The sequence below is a fragment of the Streptomyces monomycini genome, assembly GCF_022271435.1.
GTDB lineage: Bacteria > Actinomycetota > Actinomycetes > Streptomycetales > Streptomycetaceae > Streptomyces > Streptomyces monomycini.
The window spans coordinates 36,417-61,706 of record NZ_JAFIQY010000030.1; the positions used below are offsets into that span (position 1 = coordinate 36,417).

The 25,290-nt window shown below is 73.1% G+C and carries 23 protein-coding genes and 1 riboswitch; of the genes, 17 read left to right on the forward strand and 6 right to left on the reverse strand.

All coding sequences use genetic code 11. The features are described 5' to 3' along the window. Positions 1 to 378 precede the first annotated feature (378 nt). From JXZ78_RS27690 to JXZ78_RS27725, 8 genes are all read left to right on the forward strand, one after another. A complete protein-coding gene (locus JXZ78_RS27690) occupies positions 379 to 828 on the forward strand; it encodes an RICIN domain-containing protein (RefSeq protein WP_030017387.1) in 450 nt (149 codons plus the stop codon). Between the two features lie 315 nt (positions 829 to 1,143). Then, the gene (rpe, locus tag JXZ78_RS27695; protein WP_030017388.1) at positions 1,144 to 1,827 is read left to right on the forward strand and encodes a ribulose-phosphate 3-epimerase; all 684 of its coding nucleotides are present in this window, start codon (positions 1,144 to 1,146) and stop codon (positions 1,825 to 1,827) included. 230 nt (positions 1,828 to 2,057) lie between these two features. Continuing rightward, positions 2,058 to 3,047, forward strand: coding sequence for a sugar-binding transcriptional regulator (locus JXZ78_RS27700; RefSeq protein ID WP_030017389.1), 990 nt, complete (start codon positions 2,058 to 2,060; stop codon positions 3,045 to 3,047). A gap of 195 nt (positions 3,048 to 3,242) precedes the next feature. Continuing rightward, a complete protein-coding gene (locus JXZ78_RS27705) occupies positions 3,243 to 3,698 on the forward strand; it encodes a guanyl-specific ribonuclease (RefSeq protein ID WP_030017390.1) in 456 nt (151 codons plus the stop codon). Then, positions 3,695 to 4,144, forward strand: coding sequence for a barstar family protein (locus JXZ78_RS27710; RefSeq protein ID WP_030017391.1), 450 nt, complete (start codon positions 3,695 to 3,697; stop codon positions 4,142 to 4,144). The genes JXZ78_RS27705 and JXZ78_RS27710 overlap by 4 nt, the downstream gene beginning before the upstream one ends. A gap of 53 nt (positions 4,145 to 4,197) precedes the next feature. Continuing rightward, positions 4,198 to 4,572 (forward strand): ribosomal maturation YjgA family protein, encoded by a 375-nt coding sequence (locus JXZ78_RS27715; protein WP_238783423.1) that lies wholly within the window; start codon positions 4,198 to 4,200, stop codon positions 4,570 to 4,572. Between the two features lie 201 nt (positions 4,573 to 4,773). Beyond that, on the forward strand, positions 4,774 to 6,117 hold the full coding sequence (locus tag JXZ78_RS27720) for a hemolysin family protein (protein ID WP_030017393.1): 1,344 nt from the start codon (positions 4,774 to 4,776) through the stop codon (positions 6,115 to 6,117). After that, entirely contained in the window at positions 6,114 to 7,160 is a 1,047-nt protein-coding gene (locus JXZ78_RS27725; protein ID WP_030017394.1) for a hemolysin family protein, read from the forward strand. The genes JXZ78_RS27720 and JXZ78_RS27725 overlap by 4 nt, the downstream gene beginning before the upstream one ends. Before the next feature lie 154 nt (positions 7,161 to 7,314). On the opposite strand, the gene JXZ78_RS27730 is transcribed toward JXZ78_RS27725, so the two are convergent. After that, complete coding sequence (locus tag JXZ78_RS27730) at positions 7,315 to 8,457, reverse strand: PP2C family protein-serine/threonine phosphatase (RefSeq protein ID WP_050501992.1); 1,143 nt, start codon at positions 8,455 to 8,457, stop codon at positions 7,315 to 7,317. 496 nt (positions 8,458 to 8,953) lie between these two features. Here JXZ78_RS27730 and JXZ78_RS27735 point away from each other — a divergent pair, with 496 nt between their 5' ends. From JXZ78_RS27735 to JXZ78_RS27750, 4 genes are all read left to right on the forward strand, one after another. Further along, positions 8,954 to 10,393 (forward strand): GuaB1 family IMP dehydrogenase-related protein, encoded by a 1,440-nt coding sequence (locus JXZ78_RS27735; protein ID WP_030017396.1) that lies wholly within the window; start codon positions 8,954 to 8,956, stop codon positions 10,391 to 10,393. Positions 10,394 to 10,751: 358 nt separating this feature from the next. After that, positions 10,752 to 12,227 (forward strand): amino acid permease, encoded by a 1,476-nt coding sequence (locus JXZ78_RS27740; protein WP_030017397.1) that lies wholly within the window; start codon positions 10,752 to 10,754, stop codon positions 12,225 to 12,227. Positions 12,228 to 12,246: 19 nt separating this feature from the next. Then, a complete protein-coding gene (locus JXZ78_RS27745) occupies positions 12,247 to 12,696 on the forward strand; it encodes an Lrp/AsnC family transcriptional regulator (protein WP_030017398.1) in 450 nt (149 codons plus the stop codon). Between the two features lie 122 nt (positions 12,697 to 12,818). Continuing rightward, on the forward strand, positions 12,819 to 13,361 hold the full coding sequence (locus tag JXZ78_RS27750) for a VOC family protein (protein ID WP_078623920.1): 543 nt from the start codon (positions 12,819 to 12,821) through the stop codon (positions 13,359 to 13,361). Here JXZ78_RS27750 and JXZ78_RS27755 read toward each other — a convergent pair. Beyond that, positions 13,300 to 14,304, reverse strand: coding sequence for a YdcF family protein (locus tag JXZ78_RS27755; protein WP_030017401.1), 1,005 nt, complete (start codon positions 14,302 to 14,304; stop codon positions 13,300 to 13,302). The two genes, JXZ78_RS27750 and JXZ78_RS27755, sit on opposite strands and share 62 nt — an antisense overlap. A gap of 557 nt (positions 14,305 to 14,861) precedes the next feature. On the opposite strand from JXZ78_RS27755, the gene JXZ78_RS27760 reads away from it, so the two are divergent. Next, a complete protein-coding gene (locus JXZ78_RS27760) occupies positions 14,862 to 15,659 on the forward strand; it encodes a carbon-nitrogen hydrolase family protein (RefSeq protein WP_030017402.1) in 798 nt (265 codons plus the stop codon). A gap of 111 nt (positions 15,660 to 15,770) precedes the next feature. Further along, entirely contained in the window at positions 15,771 to 17,471 is a 1,701-nt protein-coding gene (locus JXZ78_RS27765; RefSeq protein ID WP_030017403.1) for a flavin monoamine oxidase family protein, read from the forward strand. Positions 17,472 to 17,565: 94 nt separating this feature from the next. Here JXZ78_RS27765 and JXZ78_RS27770 read toward each other — a convergent pair whose 3' ends face one another. Further along, a complete protein-coding gene (locus JXZ78_RS27770) occupies positions 17,566 to 18,333 on the reverse strand; it encodes a DUF5995 family protein (RefSeq protein WP_275128273.1) in 768 nt (255 codons plus the stop codon). Positions 18,334 to 18,548: 215 nt separating this feature from the next. On the opposite strand from JXZ78_RS27770, the gene JXZ78_RS27775 reads away from it, so the two are divergent. Beyond that, positions 18,549 to 19,001 carry a phospholipase gene (locus tag JXZ78_RS27775; protein ID WP_030017405.1) on the forward strand — a complete coding sequence of 151 codons (453 nt, stop codon included), beginning with the start codon at positions 18,549 to 18,551 and terminating at the stop codon, positions 18,999 to 19,001. A gap of 9 nt (positions 19,002 to 19,010) precedes the next feature. On the opposite strand, the gene JXZ78_RS27780 is transcribed toward JXZ78_RS27775, so the two are convergent. Continuing rightward, entirely contained in the window at positions 19,011 to 20,447 is a 1,437-nt protein-coding gene (locus JXZ78_RS27780) for a uracil-xanthine permease family protein (protein WP_030017406.1), read from the reverse strand. A 288-nt stretch (positions 20,448 to 20,735) separates the two neighbouring features. On the opposite strand from JXZ78_RS27780, the gene JXZ78_RS27785 reads away from it, so the two are divergent. Further along, on the forward strand, positions 20,736 to 21,206 hold the full coding sequence (locus JXZ78_RS27785) for an acyl-CoA thioesterase (RefSeq protein WP_030017407.1): 471 nt from the start codon (positions 20,736 to 20,738) through the stop codon (positions 21,204 to 21,206). Between the two features lie 97 nt (positions 21,207 to 21,303). Here the strand turns inward: JXZ78_RS27785 and JXZ78_RS27790 are convergent, their stop codons facing one another. Beyond that, positions 21,304 to 22,569, reverse strand: coding sequence for an MFS transporter (locus tag JXZ78_RS27790; RefSeq protein ID WP_030017408.1), 1,266 nt, complete (start codon positions 22,567 to 22,569; stop codon positions 21,304 to 21,306). 98 nt (positions 22,570 to 22,667) lie between these two features. On the opposite strand from JXZ78_RS27790, the gene JXZ78_RS27795 reads away from it, so the two are divergent. Further along, positions 22,668 to 23,936, forward strand: coding sequence for an ROK family transcriptional regulator (locus JXZ78_RS27795; RefSeq protein ID WP_078623921.1), 1,269 nt, complete (start codon positions 22,668 to 22,670; stop codon positions 23,934 to 23,936). 71 nt (positions 23,937 to 24,007) lie between these two features. Here JXZ78_RS27795 and JXZ78_RS27800 read toward each other — a convergent pair whose 3' ends face one another. Then, complete coding sequence (locus JXZ78_RS27800; protein WP_030017410.1) at positions 24,008 to 24,808, reverse strand: SDR family oxidoreductase; 801 nt, start codon at positions 24,806 to 24,808, stop codon at positions 24,008 to 24,010. Positions 24,809 to 24,974: 166 nt separating this feature from the next. Next, a riboswitch (FMN riboswitch) is annotated at positions 24,975 to 25,105 on the forward strand. The last annotated feature ends 185 nt before the right edge of the window (positions 25,106 to 25,290 follow it).

Below are 25,290 nucleotides of genomic sequence, written 5' to 3' on the forward strand. Positions count from 1 at the left end.
GGAAGCGGGAACCTACAGGGTGCACCGCTGCCCGGCACCTGCACCGCTGCCGCGCCAGGGCGCTTTGCCTGACGTGATCATGCAGGGATAAGCTGCCGGTGACAACGGGGATCACGGCCGCAGGGGTGTCGGACAGGCACCGGACAGAAACCTCGCGGAGACGTGAGTGGGGAGACGGCGAACAGGCCGGAGACGGAACGCTGGGCAAGCGGTCCTGAGGCTTGCCGGGCCCCACGCCACCATGTGTACGGACAAGGCGCCGACCGCGCTTGTCCACGTACACGTCGACGGGGATCATGTATCGGCCGTCATCGGTCCGCCAGACGGACGGCCACTGCTGCCGGGGTCGTCATACGACCCTCGGAACGGGGAAAAACTATGAAGAAGCGTCTGATCGGTACGGTCGCGGCCACCGCGGTGCTCGCGCCGGCCCTGATGTTCAGCGCCTCGGGGCAGGCGTTCGCCGCCACCAAGACGGTCACCTGGAAGAACAAGGGCAACGGCAAGTGCCTGGTCGCCCGGGGCTACTGGGTCGGCGTGGGCGACTGCGGGCCTGCCGCGAAGTGGAAGGAGACCAAGCAGTCCGACGGAACCTTCGTGCTGAAGTCCGGGGACCACGGTTTCTGCCTCGACAGCAAGAAGGACGGCACCGTCCGCGCCAACGTCTGCAACGGCGGCAAGAACCAGAAGTGGCGTGAGCTCAAGGACTCCCTGGGCTGGCGTCTGCAGAACAAGGCCACCGGGCTCACCCTCGGCTCGAAGACCAGCTCCGGCTCGCCCGTCTACGCGGGTTTCGACGGCGGTATCAAGCACCAGCGCTGGAGCTGAGCACCGAAGGCGCCGGGCGTCGGGCGCCGGACGCCGGGCGTCGGAGTCCGGCGCACGGTAGCTACGTGACCGGTCCCTGACATGGTGACGGGTCATTCGTCGCGCATCGGCCGCCGGCCTTGCGTTCGTCCTGGGGCGGGCGGAGGGCCGGCGGCCTTTCGTTGCGCGGGTCGCGGGTCGCGGGTCGCAGGTCGCGGCTCGGGTGAAGGCGGCGGGCTCGTTCCCGTACGCCCGGTGGCCCCCCTGCGCCGTCTCCATCCAGCGGCCCGGCCCACCCGCTTAGGCGCGTCCGGGGTGGCAGGACATACTGGAGGTATGGCCTTGATCAACCCCAGCATCCTGTCCGCAGACTTCGCCCGGCTCGCCGAGGAGGCGAAGGCCGTCGAGGGCGCCGACTGGCTGCATGTCGATGTGATGGACAACCACTTCGTGCCGAACCTGACGCTGGGCGCTCCGGTCGTCGAGGCGCTGAGCAAGGCGACGGACACCCCGCTCGACCTGCACCTGATGATCGAGGACCCGGACCGCTGGGCGCCGCAGTACATCGAGGCGGGCGCCGGTTCGGTCACCTTCCACGCGGAGGCCGCGGCCGCGCCCGTACGCCTGGCGCGGGAGATCCGGGCCAAGGGCGCGCGGGCCTCGATGGCGCTCAAGCCGGCCACGCCGATCGAGCCGTACGAGGACCTGCTGCCCGAGCTGGACATGCTGCTGATCATGACCGTGGAGCCCGGCTTCGGCGGCCAGGCCTTCCTGGACATCATGCTGCCGAAGATCCGCCGGACCCGGGAGCTGATCTCCCAGCACGGTCTGGAGATGTGGCTCCAGGTGGACGGCGGGGTGTCGGCGTCCACGATCGAGCGGTGCGCCGAGGCCGGCGCGGACGTGTTCGTGGCGGGTTCGGCGGTCTACGGCGCGGACGACCCGGCGAAGGCGGTGCGCGAACTGCGCGCGCAGGCCGAGTCCGCGACGGCCGCGGCCGGCTGGGGCTGCGCCCACTGACACAGGGGCGCCCGCCTGATCGCGCGGGCGCCGGCGCCGCACGTGGTGTGCGGGGAGCGCGCACCGATCCCCGCACGCCGGTGTTTCTTGGTGTCGCCGCTACCGGGTGTTCACGACGGCCGGGCGGTGATGGTCCCCGACCACCTCGGGTTTCTGCAAGGATGAGCAAAGACTCGATCAGGTGCGCACAAGGGGAGAATCTCGTGGTTGCCAGCCGCCCGCAGTCCGCAATGGGCCCCGCCGAGCTGGTGCAGGCCGCGGCCATGGCCCGCCGCTTCTATCTGGAGGGCAAGTCCAAGATCCAGATCGCCGAGGAGTTCGGCGTCAGCCGCTTCAAGGTCGCCCGGGTGCTGGAGACGGCGCTGGAGCGTGACCTCGTACGGATCGAGATCCGGGTTCCGGCGGAGCTGGACGCCGAGCGTTCGGACGCGCTGCGGGCCCGCTACGGCCTGCGGCACGCGGTCGTGGTGGAGTCGCCCGCCGATGCCACCGACGACGCCCCCGACCCGGAGAACCTCGGCGAGGTCGCGGCCGACCTGCTCGGCGAACTGGTCACCGAGGGCGATGTGCTGGGCCTGGCCTGGGGCCGGTCCACCATCCACATGGCGGCCGCGCTGCACCGCCTCCCGCCGTGCACGGTCGTCCAGCTCACCGGCGTGTACGACGCGGGCACCGCGGACCGCGGCTCGGTCGAGGCGGTACGCCGGGCGGCCGACGTCTCCGGCGGCGAGGCGCACCCGATCTACGCGCCGATGCTGCTGCCCGACTCGGCGACGGCCGCCGCGCTGCGCGGCCAGACCGGCATCGCCCGCGCGTTCGAGTACTTCGACAAGGTCACCGTCGCCTGCGTCTCCATCGGCTCCTGGGCGCCGGGCATCTCGACCGTCTACGACATGCTCTCGGAACAGGAGCGGGAGCACTACGCCTCGCTGGGCGCCGCCGCCGAGATGTCCGCGCACCTCTTCGACGCCGACGGCCGCCGTATCGGGCGGGACCTGGGCGAGCGGTGCATCACGGTCGAGGCGGACCGGCTGCGGCGCATCCCCGAGGTCGTGGCCATCGCGGGCGGCCGGCAGAAGGCGGCCGCGATCGGCGCGGTGCTGCGGTCCGGGCTGGTGACCAGCCTGGTCACGGACACGGCCGCCGCCGACCACCTGCTGCTGGAGACCGGGCCCGGCCCGCGTCCGGCGCTGGAGCGGGCGGATCCGGACGGGGTCTGAGCGGGCGATCCGGACGGGTCTTGAGCGGGCGGATCCGGACGGGGTCTGAGCGGGCGGTCCGGACGGGGCTCGGGCCCTGGTGCGGACGGTTGTCCGCTCCCGTGTCAATCGCCGTCCGCCCGGCACCGGCCGGCTAAGTGATCTTGTACGGGGTGCGGGCGCGCACCCCGTGCCGGGCTGTGACAGCATCGGCGCATGGTGATCCGCTCCGCTCCCCGCGCGGCTGTCGGCGTACTCGCTGCGCTGCTGGCCTGCCTGCTGCTGTTGGTGTCCGGCTGCTCCGGAGGCGGCAGCGGACAGGGGACCGCGAAGCCTACGCACGGGGCGCCCTCGGCGGGCGCCACGAACGCCACCGCGCCGGACTGGGCCAAGGGCATGGCGACCGTACCGGTCGGCAAGCTGCCCGCGCAGGCCCGCGACACGCTGCGGCTGATCGACGCGCGCGGCCCGTTCCCGTACCCGAAGGACGGCACGGTCTTCGGCAACCACGAGCGGCAGCTGCCCAAGCAGAAGCGCGGCTACTACCACGAGTACACGGTCCGCACCCCGGGGTCGAAGGACCGCGGCGCGCGGCGGATCGTCACCGGCGACAGCCACGAGACGTACTACACCGACGACCACTACCGGACCTTCAAGGCGGTGCTCCGATGACGGCTCCCGTGCCCCGGCCGCTCGCGGCGGTGCTCGACGGCAGTACGCCCCCCGGGGTCGTGCCCTGGCCGCACGACCGGCCCGCGCAGGAAGCGCTGGACGCGGCGCGCGCGGCCGGCTGGCATGGTGCGCTGCTCGACCTCGAAGGAGTCTCCGACAAGGCGGAGTTCATGGACCGCTGCGCGGGGGCCCTGCGGCTGCCGTCCTGGTTCGGCCGCAACTGGGACGCACTCGCGGACTGCCTCACGGACCTGTCGTGGTGCCCTGCCGACCGCGGCCGGGTTCTGGTGGTGTGCGGCTGGCAGCAGTACGCGTCCGCAGCGCCCGACGACTGGAGCGTCGCGGAGGAGGTCATCGCGGACGCGGTGGGTTTCTGGCGCGACACGGACACCGGGCTGGTCGTCGTGATGGCGCGGGGCCGGGAGCCGGGGGCACGGACGGCGTGACGTACGGGGGCGGGGAGCTGCGGGGCGGGGGGCGAACGCGCCTGGTGGCGGGTGTGGCGGCGTTGCTGACCGTCGCCGCCGGGCTCGGTGTCCGGGCCGGTGCGGCGCGCGTGGGGCTGGGGCCCGAGGTGGCCAAGTACGCGGGCGACGCGCTGTACACCGTGCTGATCCAGGCGCTGGTGGTGGTGGCCGTGCCACGCATCCGGCCGCCGGTCGCGGCCGCCGTGGCGCTGGCCTTCAGCTGGGCGGTGGAGTTCGCGCAGCTCAGCGACGTACCGGCGGAGCTTTCCCGGCGCAGCGCGGTGGCCCGCCTGGTGCTCGGCTCGACCTTCAACGCGCCGGACCTGCTCTGGTACGCGGTGGGTGCCGCGGCCGCGTGGGCGGTGCACGGGTGGCTGCGGGCCCGGCGCCGTACCGGGGCGTACTGAGCCGGCGACCGCGCCCCGCCACCACGAACCGGCGCCCGCCGCCACAAACCGGCGCCCGCTTCCGTACCCGCGCCCGCTTCCACGCCCGCTTCCACGCCCGCGCGCGAGCCGCCTCCCACGCCCGCTCCCGCCTCCCCTCCCGCCCCCGCGAGGTTTCACCCGCCCGCCGCCGGGCACCGAGGTGCGGCGGGAGGTGATGCGGTGGCCGAGGTGCTGCTCCTACTGGTGGCGTTGGCGCTCACGCTGGCCTGTGCCGTGTTCGTCGCGGCGGAGTTCTCGCTGACGACGGTCGAGCGCAGTGCGGTGGAGCGCGCGGTGGAGGAGGGGGAGCGGGGAGCGGCAGGGGTGCTGAGCGCCGTCCGCGCGCTCGCCTTCCAACTGTCCGGCGCCCAGCTGGGCATCACCGTGACCTCCCTGGTCATCGGCATGCTCGCGGAACCGTCCCTGGCGGCGCTGCTGCGCGGCCCGCTCGCGGCGGCCGGACTGCCCGGCACGGTGGCCCCCGGCGTCGCGTCCGCGCTCGGTGTCGGTGTGTCCACGGTGGTGCTGATGGTCGTCGGCGAACTGGTGCCCAAGAACTGGGCGATCTCCCGGCCGCTGGCCGTGGCCCGGATCGTGGCCGGACCACTGCGCGCCTTCAGCGCGGTGTTCGCCCCGTTCATCCGCCATCTGAACCAGTCCGCCAACCGGCTCGTACGCCGTTGCGGACTGGAGCCCACCGAGGAGCTGGAGTCTTCCCGGGGCCCGGCCGAACTGGTGTCCCTGGCCCGCTACTCGGCGCAGGAGGGCGCGCTGCCCGCCGACTCGGCCGAGCTGTTCGTCCGGACCCTGCACCTGAGCGAGCTGACCGCGCAGAACGTCATGACGCCGCGGGTGGACGTACGGGCCCTGGAGGCCCACGCCACGGCCGCCGACGCGGCCACGCTGACCCTGGCCACCGGACTGTCCCGGTTCCCCGTGTACCGCGGCGGCCTGGACGAGGTCGCCGGTACCGTGCACATCCGCGACGTCCTCGCCCTCACCCCGGATCAGCGGGCCGCCACCTCCGTCGCGGAGCTGGCCACCGAGCCCGTGCTCGTACCGGAGTCGCTGCCCGTCGACCGGCTGCTGGACCGGCTGCGCACGGTCCGCACCATGGCCGTGGTGATCGACGAGTACGGCGGTACGGCCGGGATCGTCACCCTGGAGGACATCGTCGAGGAGATCGTCGGCGACGTACGGGACGAGCACGACCCGGCGGCGGGCCCGGATCTGCTGCGGACCGGGGCGCGTACCTGGGAGGCGGACGGCGGGGTACGCCTGGACGGGCTGGCCGGGATCGGCCTGGAGGCGCCCGAAGGTCCGTACGAGACGCTCGCCGGCCTGCTGGCCACCCGGCTGGGCCGGATCCCAAAACCCGGCGACGAGGTGGGGGTGGCGGACGGCTGGCGGCTGACGGTGCTCGCGGCGCGCCGGCACCGGGCGGAGCGGGTACGGGTGACGGCGCCCGCGGGCGCTTCCTCGTCCGGCGCCCGGGCCGCGGACGGGGGAGGGGAGCGGCCGTGACCGCCGTACAACTGGCCGTCGCCGTACTGACGTTGTTCAGCAACGCCTTCTTCGTCGGCGGCGAATTCGCGATGATCTCCGTACGGCGCAGCCAGGTCGAACCGCGCGCCAAGGCCGGTGACCGGCGTGCCGGCCGGGTGCTGTGGGGCCTGGAACACCTCTCCGAGATGCTCGCCACCGCCCAACTGGGCGTCACCGCCTCCTCGCTGCTCCTCGGCGCGATGGCGGAACCGGCCATCGCCCACCTCGCCGAGCCCGCCTTCGAGGCGCTGCGCGTCCCGCACGGGCTGGTCCACCCGATCGCGTTCGTCCTGGCGCTGACCCTGGCGACGTATCTGCACATGCTCGTCGGTGAGATGGTCCCCAAGAACGTCGCCCTGGCCGCGCCGGAGCGCGCCGCGCTGCTGCTGGGGCCGCCGCTGGTGGCCCTCACCCGCGCGCTGCGTCCCGTCGTCGTGAGCATCAACGCCCTCGCCAACGCCCTGCTGCGGCTCTTCAGGACCGAGCCCAAGAACGAGGTCGCCGCCGCGTTCACCGACGAGGAACTCGCCCGTATCGTCCAGGAGTCCCATCACGCCGGGCTGCTCTCGGACACCGGCGGCGAGCGCCTGCGGGACGCGCTGGCGCTGGGGCGGCGGCCGGTCGGCAAGCTGCTCGTCCCGCTGGCGGAGATGGTCACCGTCGACCGGTCCGTCACCCCGGACGAGCTGGAACGCACCGCGGCCCGCGCCGGTTTCTCCCGGCTGCCGGTCACCGGAGCGGCCGGCACGGTCCTCGGCTACCTCCACATCAAGGACACCCTCGGCGTCACCGACCGGGACCGGCCGTTCCCCCGCGACGCGCTGCGCCCGATGCCGCGGGTCGGCTGCGGCACGCCGCTCGACGACACCCTGACCGCGATGCGGACGGCCGGCACCCAGCTGGCCGCCGTCAGCGCCGAGCAGGGCGTGGTGCTCGGCTTCGTCACCATGACGGACGTGCTGGACGAGCTGGTGGGCCCGCCGGAACGGGCCCGGCGCCGGCCGGCGGACCGGGAGCCGTGACGGGGACGCGCACCGGGAACCATGACACGCAGGACTGGCAGGACACGACCGAGAGCCGGGACAGAGCCGGGACAGAGCCGGGACGGAGCCGGGACGGAGCCGGGAGCCGCGGCAGGGCCGGTGCGCCCGCGCCCGCATCCGGACACCGCGCCGATCAGTCGGACACCGCCGCGGAAGGCGAGGGGCGGACGGCCGGCCGCCGCGGACCGCCGGGAGGCTCGGCGCTCGTACGGGTGACAGCGGGCGGAGTGCGGACGTGGTGCTGCCGGGGCATGCTCGGCTCCAGCTCGACCAGGACGAGCGCGACGTCGTCGTCCTGGGCGCCGTGGGTGTGCCGGCACATCGTCGACAGCACCGCCTCGATCGCGTCGTTGAGATCGGGCAGTGAGCAGGCCGGCAGCAGCCCGGCCAGGTCGAGCATCGTGCCGTCGGGGTCGCGGGCCTCGGCGAGGCCGTCGGTGTAGAGCAGCAGCCGGTCGCCGGGGGACAGCTCCACCTCCTGCACGCGCGGCAGCGGCAGCAGCCCGATGGGGGTGGTCGGCTCGGACGGGGTGAGCAGGACGGGCGGGCCGGTGGCGGGCAGGTGCAGGGGCGGGTGGTGGCCGCAGTTGACCAGGCGGAGCCGGCCGGGGGATATCTCGGCTATGACGGCGGTGATGAAGTCCTCGGGCCCGAGGTCGTCGATCAGCCGCCGGTCGACCTCCTCGGCCACCTCGGCGAGGTTGCTGCGGGTGTAGGCGCAGTCGCGGAAGTGCCCTATGGCCGCGGCGGACAGGCGTACGGCCTCCAGGCCCTTGCCGCGGACGTCGCCGATCAGCACCCGCAGTCCGCTGGGGGTGTCGGCGAAGGCGTACAGATCACCGCCGATGACGGCGCGGGGCGCAGCGGAGCGGTAGCGGGCGCAGACCGAGGCCCCGCTGACCCGGAACGAGGTCGGCCGCAGGATGGCGCGCTGGGCCGCGGCCGCGACCCCGGCGAGCTGGTTGTCCAGGGCGGCCTGCCGGTCCGAGGCCCAGGTCGCGTAGGCCGCGGCGGCGGCGAGCACGGTCAGGGACAGCAGCTGGTCGGTGCGGGCCAGCGTGTGTTCGCGTCCGGCGACGGCTATGCCCAGGAGCAGGGCGGTGAACGAGACCACGGCCGTGCACGCGCCTTCGAGTCTCGTCGCCGCCACCAGTGGGCCCACCAGCAGCAGCCCGGCCAGGCTGACGTCGGGGCCCAGTGCCAGGTCGCAGGCCGCCACGGCGGCCCCCGCCACGGCCGTGAGCAGCAGCAGGGCGCCCTGTCGGACTTCGCGCATGTCCTCCCCTTCCCCCACGGCCGATGCGGCTGCGCCCGGCCCGGCCGGGCACCGCCGCGCGTCGCGGTTACTGTACGTATCCATATGCGAAGTGCTCGCCCAGGCTTTCGGTGGCCCGGCGGTCGCGGCGGATCGACACCCGAAGCGGCCTGTACACGGTTCTACCCACCTGCTGGCCAGCAAGAACCTCTCGGGCCGTCATATGGTCACATCAATGTCGAACCGCAGGTGACCGGCCGTCCCTACCGTCGAAGACCAGCCATTTCGGTTACTCATAGTCACTAAGTGGCGTTCCGTGAGAGGTCGCCGCACGGTGTGCGGTGCCGTCCCGGGAGGGGCGCGCGGCGGGGGCGGCGGCGGGGGTAAGGGATCACCGGTTCGCCCTCGGGCGGATTCATCAGGGATGATGTCCTAGGAGCCGCATCCTGACCGGTGCCGGTTCGGAAGCTGACTCCCCACCCGCCCGAGCAGTGAACCCGCAGGTGAGAGAGCCAGTATGAAGTTTCTGAACGATGCCAAGCCGCCGTACGACCTGACGTACGACGATGTGTTCATGGTGCCCGGCCGCTCCGCGGTGGGCTCCCGTCAGGGCGTGGACCTGTCCGCGCCGGACGGCACCGGTACGACCATCCCGCTGGTGGTCGCCAACATGACCGCCATCGCCGGCCGCCGGATGGCCGAGACCGTGGCCCGCCGCGGCGGCCTGGTCGTCATTCCGCAGGACATCCCGATCGAGGTCGTCACCGACGTCGTCAGCTGGGTCAAGCGCCGCCACCTGGTCCTGGACACGCCGATCGTGCTGTCCCCGGTCTCCACCGTCGCCGACGCCCTGTCGCTGCTGCCCAAGCGGGCGCACGGCGCGGGCATCGTCGTCGAGGGCGGCCGCCCGGTCGGCGTCGTCACCGAGCACGACCTGGCCGGCGTGGACCGCTTCACCCAGGTCTCCGAGGTCATGTCCAAGGACCTGCTGGTCCTGGACGCGGACATCGACCCCCGCGAGGCGTTCAACCGGCTCGACGCCGCCAACCGCAAGCTGGCCCCGGCGGTCGACGCCGACGGCATGTTGGCGGGCATCCTGACCCGTAAGGGCGCCCTCCGCGCGACCCTCTACACGCCCGCCACGGACGCCGACGGCAAGCTGCGCATCGCCGCCGCCGTGGGCATCAACGGCGACGTGGCCGGCAAGGCCAAGGCGCTGCTGGCGGCCGGTGTGGACACCCTCGTGGTGGACACCGCGCACGGCCACCAGGAGTCGATGATCAGCGCGGTCAAGGCCGTCCGGGCGCTCGACCCGCAGGTGCCGATCGTGGCCGGCAACATCGTCGCCGCCTCGGGCGTGCGCGACCTGATCGAGGCCGGCGCGGACATCATCAAGGTCGGTGTGGGCCCGGGCGCCATGTGCACCACCCGCATGATGACCGGCGTGGGCCGCCCGCAGTTCTCCGCCGTCCTGGAGTGCGCCGCCGAGGCGAAGAAGTTCGGCAAGCACGTCTGGGCGGACGGCGGCGTGCGCCACCCGCGCGACGTGGCGATGGCGCTGGCCGCCGGCGCGTCCAACGTCATGATCGGCTCCTGGTTCGCCGGTACGTACGAGTCGCCCGGCGACCTCCAGCACACCGCCGACGGCCGCCCGTACAAGGAGAGCTTCGGCATGGCCTCGGCGCGCGCGGTCCGCAACCGTACGAGCGAGGAGTCGGCGTACGACCGGGCGCGCAAGGGCCTGTTCGAGGAGGGCATCTCCACCTCGCGGATGTTCGTCGACCCGGCCCGCCCCGGCGTCGAGGACCTGATCGACTCGATCATCGCGGGCGTCCGCAGCTCCTGCACGTACGCGGGCGCGGCCTCCCTGGAGGAGTTCGCCGAGAAGGCCGTCGTCGGCGTGCAGAGCGCCGCGGGCTACGCGGAGGGCAAGCCGCTGCACGCCAGCTGGAACTGATCCGCCGCCCGTCAGGGCACCGGCCGTCCGGCCCCGCACCGAGTGTTTCGGTGCGGGGCCGGAGGCGTTTACGGGGTGGACGGGCCGGGAACGTCCGACCGGTGAGATTTGTCGTTTGTGCGCAACGAACGACCGTTCCGCGACAAGGTGCGCAACGAAAGTTCACGGTTGCGCAAGGATCCTGCATTACGGCAGCTCACGCGCGCCCCGTACAGTCATGCGCTGTACGTGGAGTGGCGGGGACCGCCTGCTCGGCGGTTCCCCCCTTTCTGACACGGGTCGTTTCGGCGTACCCGCACCCGGGAACCGCTGTCGGTCGTCCGCCACCGTGACCGGCAGCGATGAAGGAGCCACCCCAGTGTTGGAGCACGGCGCAGCCCCGCCCGCAGCGGGCAGCGATCCCCGGCCCCCCGCCCCTTCCGGGGGCCTCGGCACCCGGCTCATGCGGCGCAAGCCCGTCGAGCGGCTGGTGGCCGAGGGCGGCCAGGGCGAGGGCGGCACCCTGCGCCGCTCGCTGGGCATGTGGCAGCTGACCATGATCAGCATCGGGGCGACGCTGGGCACCGGCATCTTCGTCGTGCTCGGCGAAGCGGTGCCCAAGGCCGGTCCGGCCGTCATCATCTCGTTCGTCATCGCCGGCGTCACCGCGCTGTTCTCCGCGCTGTCCTACGCGGAGCTGGCGGGCTCCATCCCGGTCTCCGGCTCGTCGTACTCCTACGCCTACGCCACCCTCGGCGAGCTGGTCGCCTGGGTCTGCGGCTGGTGCCTGATCCTGGAGTACGGCGTCTCCGTCGCGGCCGTCGCCGTCGGCTGGGGCGAGTACCTCAACGAGCTGCTGTCCGGCACGATCGGCGTCACCATCCCCGCCGCGCTGTCCGCGCCGCCGGGCGACGGCGGCATCTTCAACCTGCCGGCGCTGATCGTCGTGATGCTCGCCATGGTCTTCCTGCTGGGCGGCGCCAAGGAGAGCGCCCGCGCCAACACGATCATGGTGACCATCAAGATCATCGCGCTGCTGCTGTTCTGCGGCGTCGCCGTCCAGGGCATCTCCTCCGGCAACTACTCCAACTTCATGCCGCTGGGCATCGCGGGCGTCAGCGGCGCCGGAGCCACCCTCTTCTTCTCCTACATCGGCTTCGACGCCGCCTCCACCGCGGGCGAGGAGGCCAAGAACCCGCAGCGCGACCTGCCGCGCGCGATCATGCTGTCGCTGATCATCGTCACCACGCTGTACTGCCTGGTCGCGGCCGTCGCCGTGGGTGCCAAGTCCTGGAAGGGCTTCGAGGGCTCGGAGGCCGCTCTCGCGGGGATCATGAAGGAGGTCACCGGACAGAGCTTCTGGTCCGTGCTGCTGGCCGCCGGTGCCGTCATCGCCATCGCCAGCGTCGTCCTGACCGTGCTGTACGGACAGACCCGCATCCTGTTCGCGATGTCCCGCGACGGCCTGGTGCCGAAGGTGTTCTCCAGGGTCCACCCCAAGACCGGCGCCCCGCGCGCCAACACCGTCATCGTCTCGCTGTTCTGCGGCATCCTGGCCGCCGCCATTCCGCTCGGCCAGCTCGCCGACGCCACCAGCATCGGCACCCTCTTCGCCTTCGCGCTGGTCAACGTCGCGGTGATCGTGCTGCGCTTCACCAAGCCGGACATGCCGCGCACCTTCCGTACGCCGCTGGCGCCGGTCTTCCCGGCGATCGGCTTCCTGCTGTGCCTGTACATGATGGGCAGCCTCGGCCCGGTCACCTGGGTGGTCTTCGGTGTCTGGATGGCCGTCGGGCTCGTGGTCTACTTCGTCTACGGCATCCGCCGCTCCCGATTGGCCACCGCAGAGAAGTGATCCACCCGCAGTGCGACAGATGAACGAACTCGACCAGCGCATCGTCCATGCCCTGGCGGAGGACGCCCGCCGCTCCTACGCCGACATCGGGGCGGAGGTCGGGCTCTCCGCCCCGGCGGTCAAACGCCGGGTGGACCGGCTGCGCGCCGAAGGCGCCATCACCGGGTTCACGGTACGGGTCGACCCGGCGGCGCTGGGCTGGGAGACCGAGGGGTTCATCGAGCTGTTCTGCCGCCGCAACACCTCACCGGACTCCATCCACCGGGGTCTGTCGCGCTACCCGGAAGTGGCGTCCGCCTCCACCGTCACCGGTGAGGCGGACGCCATCGTCCAGGTCTTCGCCTCCGACATGCGGCACTTCGAACGGGTGCTGGAACGCATCGCGGGCGAACCGTTCGTGGAACGCACCAAGTCGGTCCTGGTCCTCTCCCCGCTGCTGCGCCGCTTCAGCTCGGGGTCGCCGGGCTGAGACGGGTCACCGGGCCGGTACGGGGCAGCGAGCCGATACGGTCCACGGGGCCGGTACGGGCTTCGCCCCGGCCCGGCCCGCCCGGTCAGCCAGCCGCGGACGGCGTACCCGGTCATGGCGGGATGACGTCCTTCCACCATGTGTGCTTCGTGGTCCCCGACAACGAGCGGTCCCTGCGCGACTTCCGGCGGGCGGCCGGGACCGGATGGAGCGAGCCGGTGTCCGACCGGCTCGGCGACCGGGACCACCGCATCGTGTTCACCACCGGTGGCCCGCCCTTCATCGAACTCGTCGAAGGGCCCCCGGGCAGCCCCTGGGACGCGTCCGGGGGAGCCAGGTTCGACCACATCGGCTGCTGGAGCAGCGATGTGCGCGACGGGTCCCGGCGCCTGGCGGAGCAGGGCCTGCCCGAGGACTTCTCCGGCTGTCCCTACGGCAGGCCGTTCGCCTGCCACCGTATGGACAGCATCGGCGCACGGGGCGAACTCGTCGACGTCGGCAGGCAGGCCGCGTTCCTCGACGCGTGGCACCCGGGCGGCGGTCCGATGCCCGCCGTCGACGAGACGTCCCGGGGCCGGCCCCGGCGCAGCCGGGCCCGGACGCTCAGACGCTCAGCAGGGCGAGCGTGCCGCCCAGGACGAGCAGTCCGCAGATGCCGAGGTTGACGAGCTTGTAGGAGAGGAAGACCGCGGCGAACTCCCGGATGGTGGCGCTCGGCCAGAAGTAGGCGGCGGTGGGGGCCCCGACGACCTGGCCGTTGACGCCGGCGCGGCGGGCCAGGATGGCGGCGCGCAGGACGTGGTAGTTGTTCGTGACGATCACGCACCGGTGGTCCGGCACCGTCTGCTCCATGATCTTCTTGCTGAACGCCAGGTTCTCCTCCGTGGTCCTGGACTCCTCCTCGCACACGATCCGGTCCGCGGGGAAGCCGCGCTCGACCAGGTAGGCGGCCATCGCCCGGGCCTCCGGGAGCTGTTCGTCGGGGCCCTGGCCGCCGGAGGTCAGCAGCATCGGCGGGTTGCCGCGCCGTGCCTGGCGCTCGTACACCGCACGGGCCCGCTCCAGCCGGCTCGCCAGCAGCGGCGGTACGCGCGTGCCGCCGATCAGCCCGGAGCCCAGGACCACCACGAAGTCGGCGTTGCGGCGCACCCGCAGCCGCCCGTAGAGGAACGCGTAGCCCACGAAGCACAGGAAGAGGAAGGACACGTAGCCGACGACCAGCAGGGTGGTGCCGGCGAGCGCCACCAGGGTGCGCGACCCGGTGGCCACGGCCGTGATCAGCAGCGCGATGACGCCGAAGATGCCGAGACCGGCCAGCAGCGACAGCAGGTTCGCCAGGCTCCGGCCCTCCTTGCGGATCATCTTCACGCCGTTGAGGATCAGGAACACCCCGAGGACGAGGACGCCGAGCGACGGCAGCAGCAGGATGAGCACGGTGACCGCCACGGCCGCCACCGTGGGCATCCGCGGCACTTGCAGGAGCAGGGCCGGCACCAGGAACACGACGGTCAGACCCAGGTAGACGGCGTTGCTGAAGCGGCGCCGGTCGCGCAGCACACCGATCGCGAACAGGACGAAGAACAGGGCCGGTAGGGCGTACGCGAGCATGAGCACATCGTAGACAGGACGATCATGTGTTCGGAGCCGATTGCGTCATGGACCGACGACGGATCGCGGAGATCGCCGGTGACGGCGCGGGACCGCGCCACGGGCGGTGCCGAACCGGCCCATCGGGGGGAGCCGTTGCGGGCCGCGGCGGCCGGAGCGCCGGCCCCGCCGGTCGTCGCCGCACCGGTCGCCGGGATCGGGGAGGGAGGACTCGCCCCGCCTGCCGCCGCGGTTGGGGACGCCGGTCCGGGTGACGATGCCGCCGGTGACGGTGTCGGGGAGCCGCGGTACGACCGGCGGAGGAGACGGGCCCGGACACCGGGCGGCGTGGCCTCACAGGCCACCGCAGCACCTGCCGCACCGTACGGCGCAACGAATCGCCGTCCCGGCCGTACAACACGCAACGAAACACCCGGCTGCACGCAATGGTGATGCCTTGTACGGGCGGTTCGCCGAACCGTACCGTCTAGGCGTCCCGCCGATCGCCGGGCCGCCGCGGCGCCGAAGCGCCCGCACCGGCCGGCCGGTCCGCTCAGTCGTGTCCTCCGAGGGGTCCCATGTCGTCGCTGCGCACCGCCCTGCTCCAGAGTTCGGGACGGCCCGGCGACGTCGCGTACAACCTGAAGGCCGTCGAGGACGCGGCGCGTGAGGCGGCGGCGGGCGGCGCCGGGCTGCTGGTCTGCCCGGAGCTGTTCCTGACCGGCTACGCCATCGGCGAGGACCTGCACCGGCTCGCCGAGCCCGCGGACGGCCCGGCCGCCCGGACGGTGGCCCGCATGGCCGCCGAGCACGGCATCGCGGTGCTCTACGGTTACCCCGAGCGCGACGGTGCGGCCGTCTACAACGCGGTACAGCTCATCGGCCCCGAGGGGCGTAGCATGATGAACTACCGCAAAACGCACCTTTTTGGCTGTTTTGAGCGCGAATGGTTCACCCCCGGGGACGGCCCGGTCGTCCAGGCGGATCTGGACGGCCTGCGCCTCGGCGTGATGATCTGCTACGACGTGGAGTTCCCGGAGAACGTCCGTGCCCACGCGCTGGCCGGCACCGACCTGCTGCTGGTCCCCACCGCCCAGCTGCACCCCTTCCAGTTCGTTGCCGAGTCGCTCGTGCCGGTCCGGGCCTTCGAGAGCCAGCTCTACATCGCCTACGTCAACCGGGTCGGCCCGGAGGGCGATTTCGAGTTCGTCGGCCTGAGCTGCCTGGCCGGGCCGGACGGGACCGTACGGGCCCGCGCCGGACGCGGCGAGGAGCTGGTGTTCGGCGACGTCGACGCCGGTCTGCTCAGGCGCTCGCGCGAGGACAACCCGTACCTCGCCGACCGCCGCCCCGGCCTCTACGGCTCGCTCACCTGACCCCGCCACCCCCCTGAAGGCCCCCCCGCAGCGGCGCCACCGCGCCGCTCGCACGCCTGCCCGCGCGCACCGCACCCCCCTCATGTACCTGCCTGCAAGGAGCCCGAACCGATGACCGTGCCCACCGCCGCCCACCACGCGGACGCCCAGCCGCCCATCACCATGTTCGGGCCGGACTTCCCGTACGCCTACGACGACTTCCTCGCCCACCCGGCGGGCCTCGGCCAGGTGCCCGCGACCGAGCACGGCAAGGAGGTCGCCGTCATCGGCGGCGGCCTGTCCGGCATCATCACCGCCTACGAGCTGATGAAGATGGGCCTCAAGCCCGTCGTCTACGAGGCGGACCAGATAGGCGGCCGGCTGCGCACCGTCGGCTTCGAGGGCTGCGACCCGGGGCTGACGGCGGAGATGGGCGCGATGCGCTTCCCGCCGTCCTCCACCGCCCTCCAGCACTACATCGACCTGGTGGGCCTGGAGACCAAGCCGTTCCCCAACCCGCTCGCGCCCGACACCCCGTCGACCGTCGTCGACCTCAAGGGCGAGTCGCACTACGCGCGCACCGTCGAGGACCTGCCCGAGGTCTACACCCAGGTCATGGACGCCTGGAACGCCTGCCTGGAGGAGGGCGCGGACTTCTCCGACATGAACCGCGCCATCCGCGAGCGCGACGTCCCGCGCATCCGGGAGATCTGGGCGCGGCTGGTCGAGAAGCTCGACAACCAGACCTTCTACGGCTATCTCTGCGACTCCAGCGCCTTCTCGTCCTTCCGGCACCGCGAGATCTTCGGCCAGGTCGGCTTCGGCACCGGCGGCTGGGACACCGACTTCCCCAACTCCATCCTGGAGATCCTGCGCGTCGTCTACACCGAGGCCGACGACCACCACCGCGGCATCGTCGGCGGCAGCCAGCAGCTCCCGCTGCGCCTGTGGGAGCGCGAGCCGGAGAAGATCGTCCACTGGGCGCCGGGCACCTCGCTGTCCGCCCTGCACGGCGGTACCCCGCGCCCGGCGGTCACCCGGCTGCACCGTACGGCCGGCAACCGCATCACCGTCACGGACGCGAGCGGCGACATCCGTACGTACGAGGCGGCCGTGTTCACCGCGCAGTCCTGGATGCTGCTGTCGAAGATCGCCTGCGACGACGCGCTGTTCCCCATCGACCACTGGACGGCGATGGAGCGCACCCACTACATGGAGTCCTCCAAGCTGTTCGTGCCGGTGGACCGGCCGTTCTGGCTGGACAAGGCCGTCGACGACGAAGGCAACGAGACCGGGCGGGACGTGATGAGCATGACGCTCACCGACCGGATGACCCGCGGCACCTACCTGCTGGACGACGGCCCGGACAAGCCCGCCGTCATCTGCCTCTCCTACACCTGGTGCGACGACAGCCTGAAGTGGCTGCCGCTGAACGCCAACGACCGTATGGAGGTCATGCTCAAGTCGCTCTCGGAGATCTACCCGAAGGTCGACATCCGGAAGCACATCATCGGCAACCCGGTGACCGTCTCCTGGGAGAACGAGCCGTACTTCATGGGCGCGTTCAAGGCCAACCTGCCGGGCCACTACCGCTACCAGCGGCGCCTGTTCACCCACTTCATGCAGGACCGGCTGCCCGAGGACAAGCGCGGCCTCTTCCTCGCCGGTGACGACATCTCCTGGACGGCCGGCTGGGCCGAGGGCGCCGTGCAGACCGCGCTGAACGCGGTCTGGGGCGTGATGACGCAGTTCGGCGGCAGCACGGACGCGGCCAACCCCGGGCCGGGCGACGTGTACGACGAGATCGCGCCGGTCGAACTGCCGGAGGACTGAGAGCCGACGGGGTCCGCGTACGGCGCGGGGACACGTACGGTACGGGGGCCGCGTACGGCGTTTCGTACGCGGCCCGGCCCGGACGCGGCCCCCGTCAGCCCAGCGGAGTCAGCAGGCAGCGGCCCACCAGGCCCACGCCCGACCCGAGCTGTCCGGCGAACTCCTGCGCCGTCCCGGGCAGCCCGCGCAGGCTCCACAGCACCCGCGCCGCCGCCCACGCGCCGTCCCGGGCCATCTCCAGACTCCAGGAACCGGCGAGATGGGTGAGCGGGTCGGCGACGTCCAGCAGGTCGGGGCCGGGCATCAGGCTCTCCCGGATGCGTTCCTCCATACCCGTCAGCAGGTCGCCGACCCGGTCGAAGTCCGCCGCGAGAGCGGTCGGTTCGCATTCCAGGACGCGGCAGGTGTCCACGACCGCCAGTGCCAGGTCGTGGCCGATGTGGGCGTTGATGCCCGCCAGCGCGAACTGCAGCGGCCGTACGCCGGGGTGCCGGCGCAGCTGGAACACCGGGCGCCAGCAGGCCGGTACGGTCAGGCCGGCGCCGGCCGCGTCCACCGCGGCGAGATAGCGCCGGGCGAAGACCGCGTCCAGGGCGCCCGCCGCCGACGGGTCCTGGAAGCCGCCCGTGCCGAGCCGCCGGGCGACCTCCTCGGTGACGGACAGGTAGACCCGGTTGAACACCGCGATGCCGTCGGCGGGCGGGAGGGTGGCCTCCAGCGCCCGCATCCGCGCCAGGACCGCGGCCACCGAGGCCACCGCGGCCGGGGGCGCGGTGGCCTGCGGGGGAACCCTGCCCGGCCGGGCCGCGCGGGCGGCCGCTCCGGTCTCCGGGCCGCCCGGGACCTGCTGAGTCGTCGTCATGCGCACAGCGTGGCAGCCGGGCGTGCACCGGAGAGGCGGCCCGGGGGCGGATGACCGGATCGGGGTAATCCGCGGCGTCCTCTTGCCCGTAGGGCGCCGGTTCGCCGATCACTGTTCAACCAAAACCCCACCGGGACTCGTCCGAAGTGATTATTTTCGGCCTTCGACACAGCGGTCCGTCCTGCCAAGGGACCGCTCCCCCTCGGAGGTTGCAGATGTCCCGAAGATTCGCCGCCGCCCTGTCCGCCTCGGCCATGACCGTGACCGCTCTGGTGGCGGCCGCGGCCCCGGCGCAGGCCGTCCCCGCCGACAAGTCCAAGGTGCTGGCCGGCTGGACGCAGACCGACGCCGGAAGCTACAGCGGCTGGCTCGCGGCCCGCGGCGACCAGGGGAAGTGGGCCGCGTACGAGTTCGACTGGAGCACCGACTACTGCTCCAAGTCGCCCGACAACCCGTTCGGCTTCCCGTTCGAAACATCCTGCGCGCGCCATGACTTCGGCTACCGCAACTACAAGAAGGCCGGCACCTTCCCGGCGAACAAGCCGCGCCTGGACAGCGCGCTGTACGAGGACCTCAAGCGGGTCTGCGCCAAGTACAGCGGCGCGAAGCAGACCTCGTGCAAGGCGCTGGCCTGGACGTACTACGAGGCGGTCAAGAACCTCGGCTGAGCCGGGGCCTCACTCCGTCGGCTTCGGCTTCGGCCTCAGCGGCTCGTCCGGGGCCGACGGCTCGTGGGGCGCGTCCTCCTCGTCGTACGCGCTGGTGCCCTCGTCGAGCAGCGGACCCTGCTGCTTCAGGTGGGCGGGGGCCAGCGCGCGCAGCACGTGGTAGCCGGAGAGCACCACGATCGTGCCGAGCGCGATGCCGCCCAGCTCGAAGTTGTCGCTGATCTTCAGGCTGACGCCGCCGATGCCGATGATGACGCCCGCGGCGACCGGCACCAGGTTCAGCGGATTGCGCAGGTCCACCTTGTTGTGCACCCAGATCTGCGCGCCGAGCAGGCCGATCATGCCGTACAGGATGACGGTGATGCCGCCCAGCACGCCGCCGGGGATCGCGGCCACCACCGCGCCGAACTTCGGGCACAGGCCGAAGAGCAGCGCGAAACCGGCCGCCGCCCAGTAGGCCGCGGTGGAGTAGACGCGGGTCGCCGCCATCACGCCGATGTTCTCGGAGTACGTGGTGTTGGGCGGGCCGCCGAGCGCGGTGGAGAGCACCGAACCGACGCCGTCGGCGGAGATCGCGGTGCCCAGCTTGTCGTCGAGCGGGTCGCCGGTCATCTCGCCGACCGCCTTGACGTGCCCGGCGTTCTCGGCGACCAGCGCGATCACCACCGGCAGCGCGACCAGGATCGCCGACCACTGGAAGGACGGCGCGTGGAAGGACGGCAGGCCGATCCACTCGGCCTTGCCGACGCCCGACAGGTCCAGGCGCCAGTGGTCGGTGAGCTGTCCGGCGCCGTTCACCGAGTGGATCTTGCCGAAGACCAGGTCGAGGAGCCAGGAGACGCCGTACCCGAAGACCAGCCCGAGGAAGATCGCGACGCGCGACCAGAAGCCGCGCAGGCAGACCACGGCCAGCCCGGTGAAGAGCATGGTCAGCAGCGCCACCCACTGGTCCTGCGGCCAGTACGTGCTCGCCGTCACCGGCGCCAGGTTGAAGCCGATGAGCATGACGACGGCGCCGGTGACCACCGGCGGCATCGCCGCGTGGATGATCCGCGCGCCGAACCGCTGCACCGCCACGCCGACCAGGAAGAGCGCGACGCCGACGACGAGGACCGCGCCGGTCACGGTGGCACTGGTGCCGCCCTGCGCGCGGATCACGGCGGCGACACCGACGAAGGAGAGCGAGCAGCCGAGGTAGGACGGCACCCGGCCGCGCGTCGCCAGCAGGAAGATGACGGTCGAGACGCCCGACATCATGATGGCGAGGTTCGGGTCCAGGCCCATGAGGACCGGGGCGACGAAGCTGGCGCCGAACATGGCGACCACGTGCTGCGCGCCGAGGCCGGCGGTCCGCGGCCAGGACAGCCGTTCGTCCGGTCTGACGACGGCTCCGGGGGCGGGGGTGCGCCCGTCGCCGTGCACGGTCCAGCGCACACCGAGGCCCATGAATGCTCCACTTCTTCACGTACGTCGCGGGGGTCGGCCGGGCGAGACACCGGCCGGGTCATGTTAAGGCGGCACCGGGCCGACCTGGGGCGACCGGACCGGGCGGCCCGCCGAGCGGCGCGGCCCGCCCCGGCGGCCGGAGCATTTTAAGCAGGCGCTTACGATGGCTGGGTTCACTTCTTGAACAGTCAACAGCATCGGGCGGAGTCCGCCGTACCCCCGTACGGCCGTGTCCCGCCCCGCGTACGCCGGCGGCACGGCCCGCCGCAGAACCAGGAGCACCCACCCGTGAGCGTCGAAGCCCTTGAGGCAGCCCCCGCCGTCCCGTACGGCCAGCTGGTCCCCGTCACCGTGCACTTCGACGACCTCGACGCGCTCGGCATGCTCCACAACTCGCGCTACCCGCTGCTCGTCGAGCGCGCCTGGGCCGAGTTCTGGCACGGCCGCGGCTTCGGTTTCGACGGGGACTGGGCGGCGGCCGGCGACATGTGCAACGTCATCAAGGAGATGAAGGTCTCGTACGAGCAGCCGGTCACCCGGCCCGGGTACTACGCCGCCCACCTGTGGGTCGAGCGCCTGGGCCGCACCGGCCTGACGTACGGCTTCCGGCTCTGCTCCGCCGACGGCGAGCGGACCTACGCGCGCGGCCACCGCGTCCTGGTGCGCGTCGACCCGCAGGCGCTGCGGCCCACCCCGTGGTCGGACCACGCGCGCGGGATAGCGGCGGAGCTGCTGCACCCGGAGGCGCAGAGCGCCTGAGCCGAGGGTGGTCCCCCTGCCGGGCAGGGGGACCGCGGCCGGCGCGGGACGCTCCAGGTCTCCCGTCGCCTCGGGACCGTTCCAGGTCCCCGTCGGCTCACGACCGCTTCGGATCCCCCGTCGGCACCGCGTCGCGCCGCGCGGTGCCCCGGCCCGGCGCCCGCAGCACCCCCGCGCCCGCGATCAGCCCGCCCGCCAGCACCGTGACCAGCAGGAACGAGCCGGTCAGCGAGGTCGCCTGGGCGATGGAGCCGATGGCCGACGGGGCGATCAGCCCGGAGGTGTACGTGATGGTGGCGACGCCCGCGATCGCCTGGCTGGGGGCCGGGCCGCTGCGGCCCGCCGCCGCGAACGCCAGCGGCACCACGACGGCGATGCCCAGGCCGATCAGCGCGAAGCCCGTCAGCGCCATGGCCGGGTGCCGCGCCAGCACGATCAGAACACCGCCCGCCGTCGCCAGCACCCCGCTGACCCGTACGGTGCGCACCGGCCCGAAGCGCGCCACCACCCGGTCGCCCGCCAGCCGGGCGACGGCCATGGTGCACGAGAAGGCCGTGGTCGAGGCGGCCGCCAGCCCCGCGTCGGTGCCCAGGACGTCCCGCAGGTAGACCGCCGACCAGTCCAGGCTGGCACCCTCCGCGAAGACCGCGCAGAACCCGATCGCGCCGATGACCAGCGCGGACTTCGGAGGCAGCGCGAAGCGCGGCGGCGGGTGCTCGTCGGGGGTGCTGCGCAGGTCCAGTACGCCCTGGCAGGCGACGGCGCCCAGGACGGTCGTCACGGCGGCGGCGACGGCCAGGTGCAGCCGGGCGTCGGTGGCGGCGTGCGCCGCGGCGGTGCCGGCCGCCGAGCCGAGCAGGGCACCCACGCTCCACATGCCGTGCAGCCCCGACATGATCGGTTTGCCGAGCCGGTCCTCGGTCTCCACGCCCAGCGCGTTCATCGCCACGTCCGCCATGCCGGCCGTCGCGCCGTACACCAGCAGGGCGCCGCACAGCCCGTACAGGTTGGGGGAGAGGGCGGGCAGGGCGAGCGAGAGCGTCCACAGGGCGAGCAGCGTGCGCAGCGCGGCGCGGGCGCCGAGGTGGTGGCTGATCCGGCCGGCCAGCGGCATGGCGAGGGACGCGCCGATCGCGGGGAAGGCGAGGGCGAGGCCCAGCTGTCCCGCGCTGAGCTGGGCGTGGTCCTGGATCCAGGGGACGCGGGTGGCGAAGCCGCCGGTCACCGAGCCGTGCACGAGGAAGACCACCGCGACGGACCATCGGGCGCGCCGCAGCCGGGCGGGGGAGCAGGGCCGGCCTGGCGGCTTTACGGGGGGTGCGGCGGGCGGGGGAGCCGGATCGGGAACGCCTGTGCCATCCATGGGCGGTAAACTATCAGGGAGCCTGCCTGATAATAAGGAAAATTCACCGGCCGTCACCGCAGCGACCCCCGCACCAGGGGGTCTGGAAGGATCCGGGCATGGATGAGCCGCGCGGACCCGCCCCCGCCCGTACCACCTCGGCCGCCGTACGCACCGCCCCGCGCACCGCCTCACCGAGCACCGCGCGCGCCATCAACGACCGCCTGGCCCTCCGGCTCCTCCAGAGCGAGGGCCCGCTGACCGCCGGAGAGCTGAAGACGGGCACCGGACTGTCCCGGCCGACCGTCGCCGACCTCGTCGAACGCCTCCAGGCCGCCGGGCTGATCGCCGTCGTCGGCGAGTCGGGCGCCCGGCGGCGCGGGCCCAATGCCCGGCTGTACGGCATCGTCGCCGGCCGCGCCCACCTCGCCGCCGTCGACCTGCGGACGCACAGCGCCACCCTCGCGGTCGCCGACCTGCTCGGCCGGGTGCTGGCCGAGGCGGCTGTCCCGGTCGGCCCGGACGCCGACCCCGGCCGGGCGGCGGCGCACGGGGTGGCCACCCTGGAGAAGCTGCTCGGCGAGGCCGGGGCCGGCCGGCCGCACGTCGTCGCGGTCGGCGCGCCGGGTCTGGTCGACCCGGCCACCGGGCGCTTCGGCGGTACGGAGTGGGTGCCCGCCTGGCACGCCGCGCTCGTCACGGCGTTCGGCGACCGGCCCGCCGCGCCGGTCCTGCTGGAGAACGAGGTCAACCTCGCCGCCGTAGCCGAGCAGCGGGACGGCGCCGCGCGCGACCGGGACACCTTCGTCCTGCTCTGGCTGGGCCACGGCACCGGCGCCGCCGTCGTCCTGGACGGCCGGCTGCGCCGCGGCGCCTCCGGCGGCACCGGCGAGATCGGTTTCCTGCCCGTACCGGGCACCGGAGCGCTGCCCACGGCCGCGGGCTGCGACGGCGGCTTCCACTCGCTGGCGGGCTCCGCGGCGGTGTGCCGGCTGGCCGCCGAGCACGGCATCCAGGCGGGCCCGGGGGAGGGCGGCTCCGAAGGTGCGGACGCGACCGGCGCCCCGGCCGCCGAGGCGCTGGTACGTGCCGCCGTCGGCGCGGGCGAGTCCGGCGCCGCCTTCCTCGACGCGCTGGCCGCCCGGGTCGCCATCGGGGCCGCCGCCGTCTGCGCCGTACTGGACCCCGGCTGTGTCGTGCTCGGCGGCGAGACCGGCCGCGCGGGCGGCGACGCGCTGGCCGGCCGGGTCGCCGAGCACCTCGCGCGGATGTCCCCGCTGCGGACCGAGGTACGCGCGGGAACGGTCGGCGGACGGGCCGTACTGCGCGGCGCGGTGCTCGCGGCGATGGACGCGGCCCAGGACGACCTGTTCGGACCTGCGGCCTGAACCAGGCGGTCGGAGGGTGCGTGCGGGCGCCCGATCCCTCAGAGGCCCGCCCAGCTCGCCCAGCCCGCCTCCTACCGCCCGGCCTTCACCCCGCCCCCCGCTTCCACCCCGCCACCGCTCCGCTCCGCCAGGAAGTCCCCGTAGCTCCGCGTGCCGTCCGCGTGCCGGAGGGTCAGGTTCTCGCCCCGCCGCAGCGCCCCGAACACCTTGCCGGGCACCCACACCGGTACGAGCACCCGCCGCCGCCCGCCGGCGCGCAAGGTGTCCCGTACGAGATCGCGGGCGCCCCGTACCTCGGGCCCGCCCAGGTCCGCCACCCGGCCGGCCGGCGCTCCGGACGCCAGCTCGACCAGCCGGGCGGCGACCTCGCGGACGTCCACCGGCTGGAGCCGCACACCGGCCGGCACCGGCAGCACCGGCAGCCGCGCCCCGGCCTTGACCAGCCGCAGCACCAGGTCGTGGAACTGTGTGGTGCGCAGGACGGTCCAGCCGACCCCCGAGTCCGCGATCAGCCGCTCCACGTCGAGCTTCGTGCGGTAGTAGCCCAGCGGGATCCGGTCCACGCCGACGATGGAGATGCAGACCAGGTGCCGTACCCCGGCCGCCCGCGCCGCCTCGACGAGCCGGCCGGCCGCCTCGGTGTCACCCCTCGGCGACGAGGCGCAGTGCACCACGGTCTCCACGCCCGCCACCGCGGGGGCCAGTCCCGAGCCGTCGCGCAGGTCGACCGCGTACGAGCGCAGCCGGGGCCGTTCGGCGTCGGCGGGCGGGCGGCGGCTGAGGCTGCGTACGTCGTGCCCGGCGGCGAGCAGCCGGGCGACCACGGCCCGGCCGAGCGTGCCCGTGCCGCCGGTCACCAGAATCGTCGTCATCGCGATCAGTCCTCGGGGTGGGGGATGGGGGCGGTCCGGGCCGGAGGCCCGGCGGCGGGGCGGGGCGCGGCGTCCGTGCCGCTCCCTGTGAGCCACTCCACAGGTCGCCGCCCGCATGGCCGACGATCAGACGTGGCAGACTGAAGCCGTACTGAATTGACATACGCAGCGCACTCCGGGGTCGGTGAAAGTCCGAACCGGCGGTAACAGTCCGCGACCCGGCCGCCTCCAGCGGCCGGTTGAGCAGGTGGAATTCCTGCACCGACGGTTAAAGTCCGGATGGGAGGCAGTGCGCGGCGGGCGAGCAGCGGTACACCGCCGTCGGCGACGGTCGTCCTCGTGTCCACGAGTGGCGTCCCCTTTCCGGCCTCGGTGTCCCCGTTGTCCCGTTCCCGTTTTTCCTGTCCTTCGTGACAGCCCCGGAGTCCGTGCCCTGAGTGGCAGGAGGACCCGGTGGCCACCCCAGCCCCCGCGCAGACCGC

Bases quoted from the DNA above. Each gene is read 5' to 3' on its own strand.
- JXZ78_RS27690 (WP_030017387.1), top strand. From the start codon at position 379: ATGAAGAAGCGTCTGATCGGTACGGTCGCGGCCACCGCGGTGCTCGCG.
- rpe (WP_030017388.1), top strand. From the start codon at position 1,144: ATGGCCTTGATCAACCCCAGCATCCTGTCCGCAGACTTCGCCCGGCTC.
- JXZ78_RS27700 (WP_030017389.1), top strand. From the start codon at position 2,058: ATGGGCCCCGCCGAGCTGGTGCAGGCCGCGGCCATGGCCCGCCGCTTC.
- JXZ78_RS27705 (WP_030017390.1), top strand. From the start codon at position 3,243: ATGGTGATCCGCTCCGCTCCCCGCGCGGCTGTCGGCGTACTCGCTGCG.
- JXZ78_RS27710 (WP_030017391.1), top strand. From the start codon at position 3,695: ATGACGGCTCCCGTGCCCCGGCCGCTCGCGGCGGTGCTCGACGGCAGT.
- JXZ78_RS27730 (WP_050501992.1), bottom strand. From the start codon at position 8,457: ATGCGCGAAGTCCGACAGGGCGCCCTGCTGCTGCTCACGGCCGTGGCG.
- JXZ78_RS27735 (WP_030017396.1), top strand. From the start codon at position 8,954: ATGAAGTTTCTGAACGATGCCAAGCCGCCGTACGACCTGACGTACGAC.
- JXZ78_RS27745 (WP_030017398.1), top strand. From the start codon at position 12,247: ATGAACGAACTCGACCAGCGCATCGTCCATGCCCTGGCGGAGGACGCC.
- JXZ78_RS27750 (WP_078623920.1), top strand. From the start codon at position 12,819: ATGACGTCCTTCCACCATGTGTGCTTCGTGGTCCCCGACAACGAGCGG.
- JXZ78_RS27755 (WP_030017401.1), bottom strand. From the start codon at position 14,304: ATGCTCGCGTACGCCCTACCGGCCCTGTTCTTCGTCCTGTTCGCGATC.
- JXZ78_RS27760 (WP_030017402.1), top strand. From the start codon at position 14,862: ATGTCGTCGCTGCGCACCGCCCTGCTCCAGAGTTCGGGACGGCCCGGC.
- JXZ78_RS27765 (WP_030017403.1), top strand. From the start codon at position 15,771: ATGACCGTGCCCACCGCCGCCCACCACGCGGACGCCCAGCCGCCCATC.
- JXZ78_RS27770 (WP_275128273.1), bottom strand. From the start codon at position 18,333: ATGACGACGACTCAGCAGGTCCCGGGCGGCCCGGAGACCGGAGCGGCC.
- JXZ78_RS27775 (WP_030017405.1), top strand. From the start codon at position 18,549: ATGTCCCGAAGATTCGCCGCCGCCCTGTCCGCCTCGGCCATGACCGTG.
- JXZ78_RS27780 (WP_030017406.1), bottom strand. From the start codon at position 20,447: ATGGGCCTCGGTGTGCGCTGGACCGTGCACGGCGACGGGCGCACCCCC.
- JXZ78_RS27790 (WP_030017408.1), bottom strand. From the start codon at position 22,569: ATGGATGGCACAGGCGTTCCCGATCCGGCTCCCCCGCCCGCCGCACCC.
- JXZ78_RS27795 (WP_078623921.1), top strand. From the start codon at position 22,668: ATGGATGAGCCGCGCGGACCCGCCCCCGCCCGTACCACCTCGGCCGCC.
- JXZ78_RS27800 (WP_030017410.1), bottom strand. From the start codon at position 24,808: ATGACGACGATTCTGGTGACCGGCGGCACGGGCACGCTCGGCCGGGCC.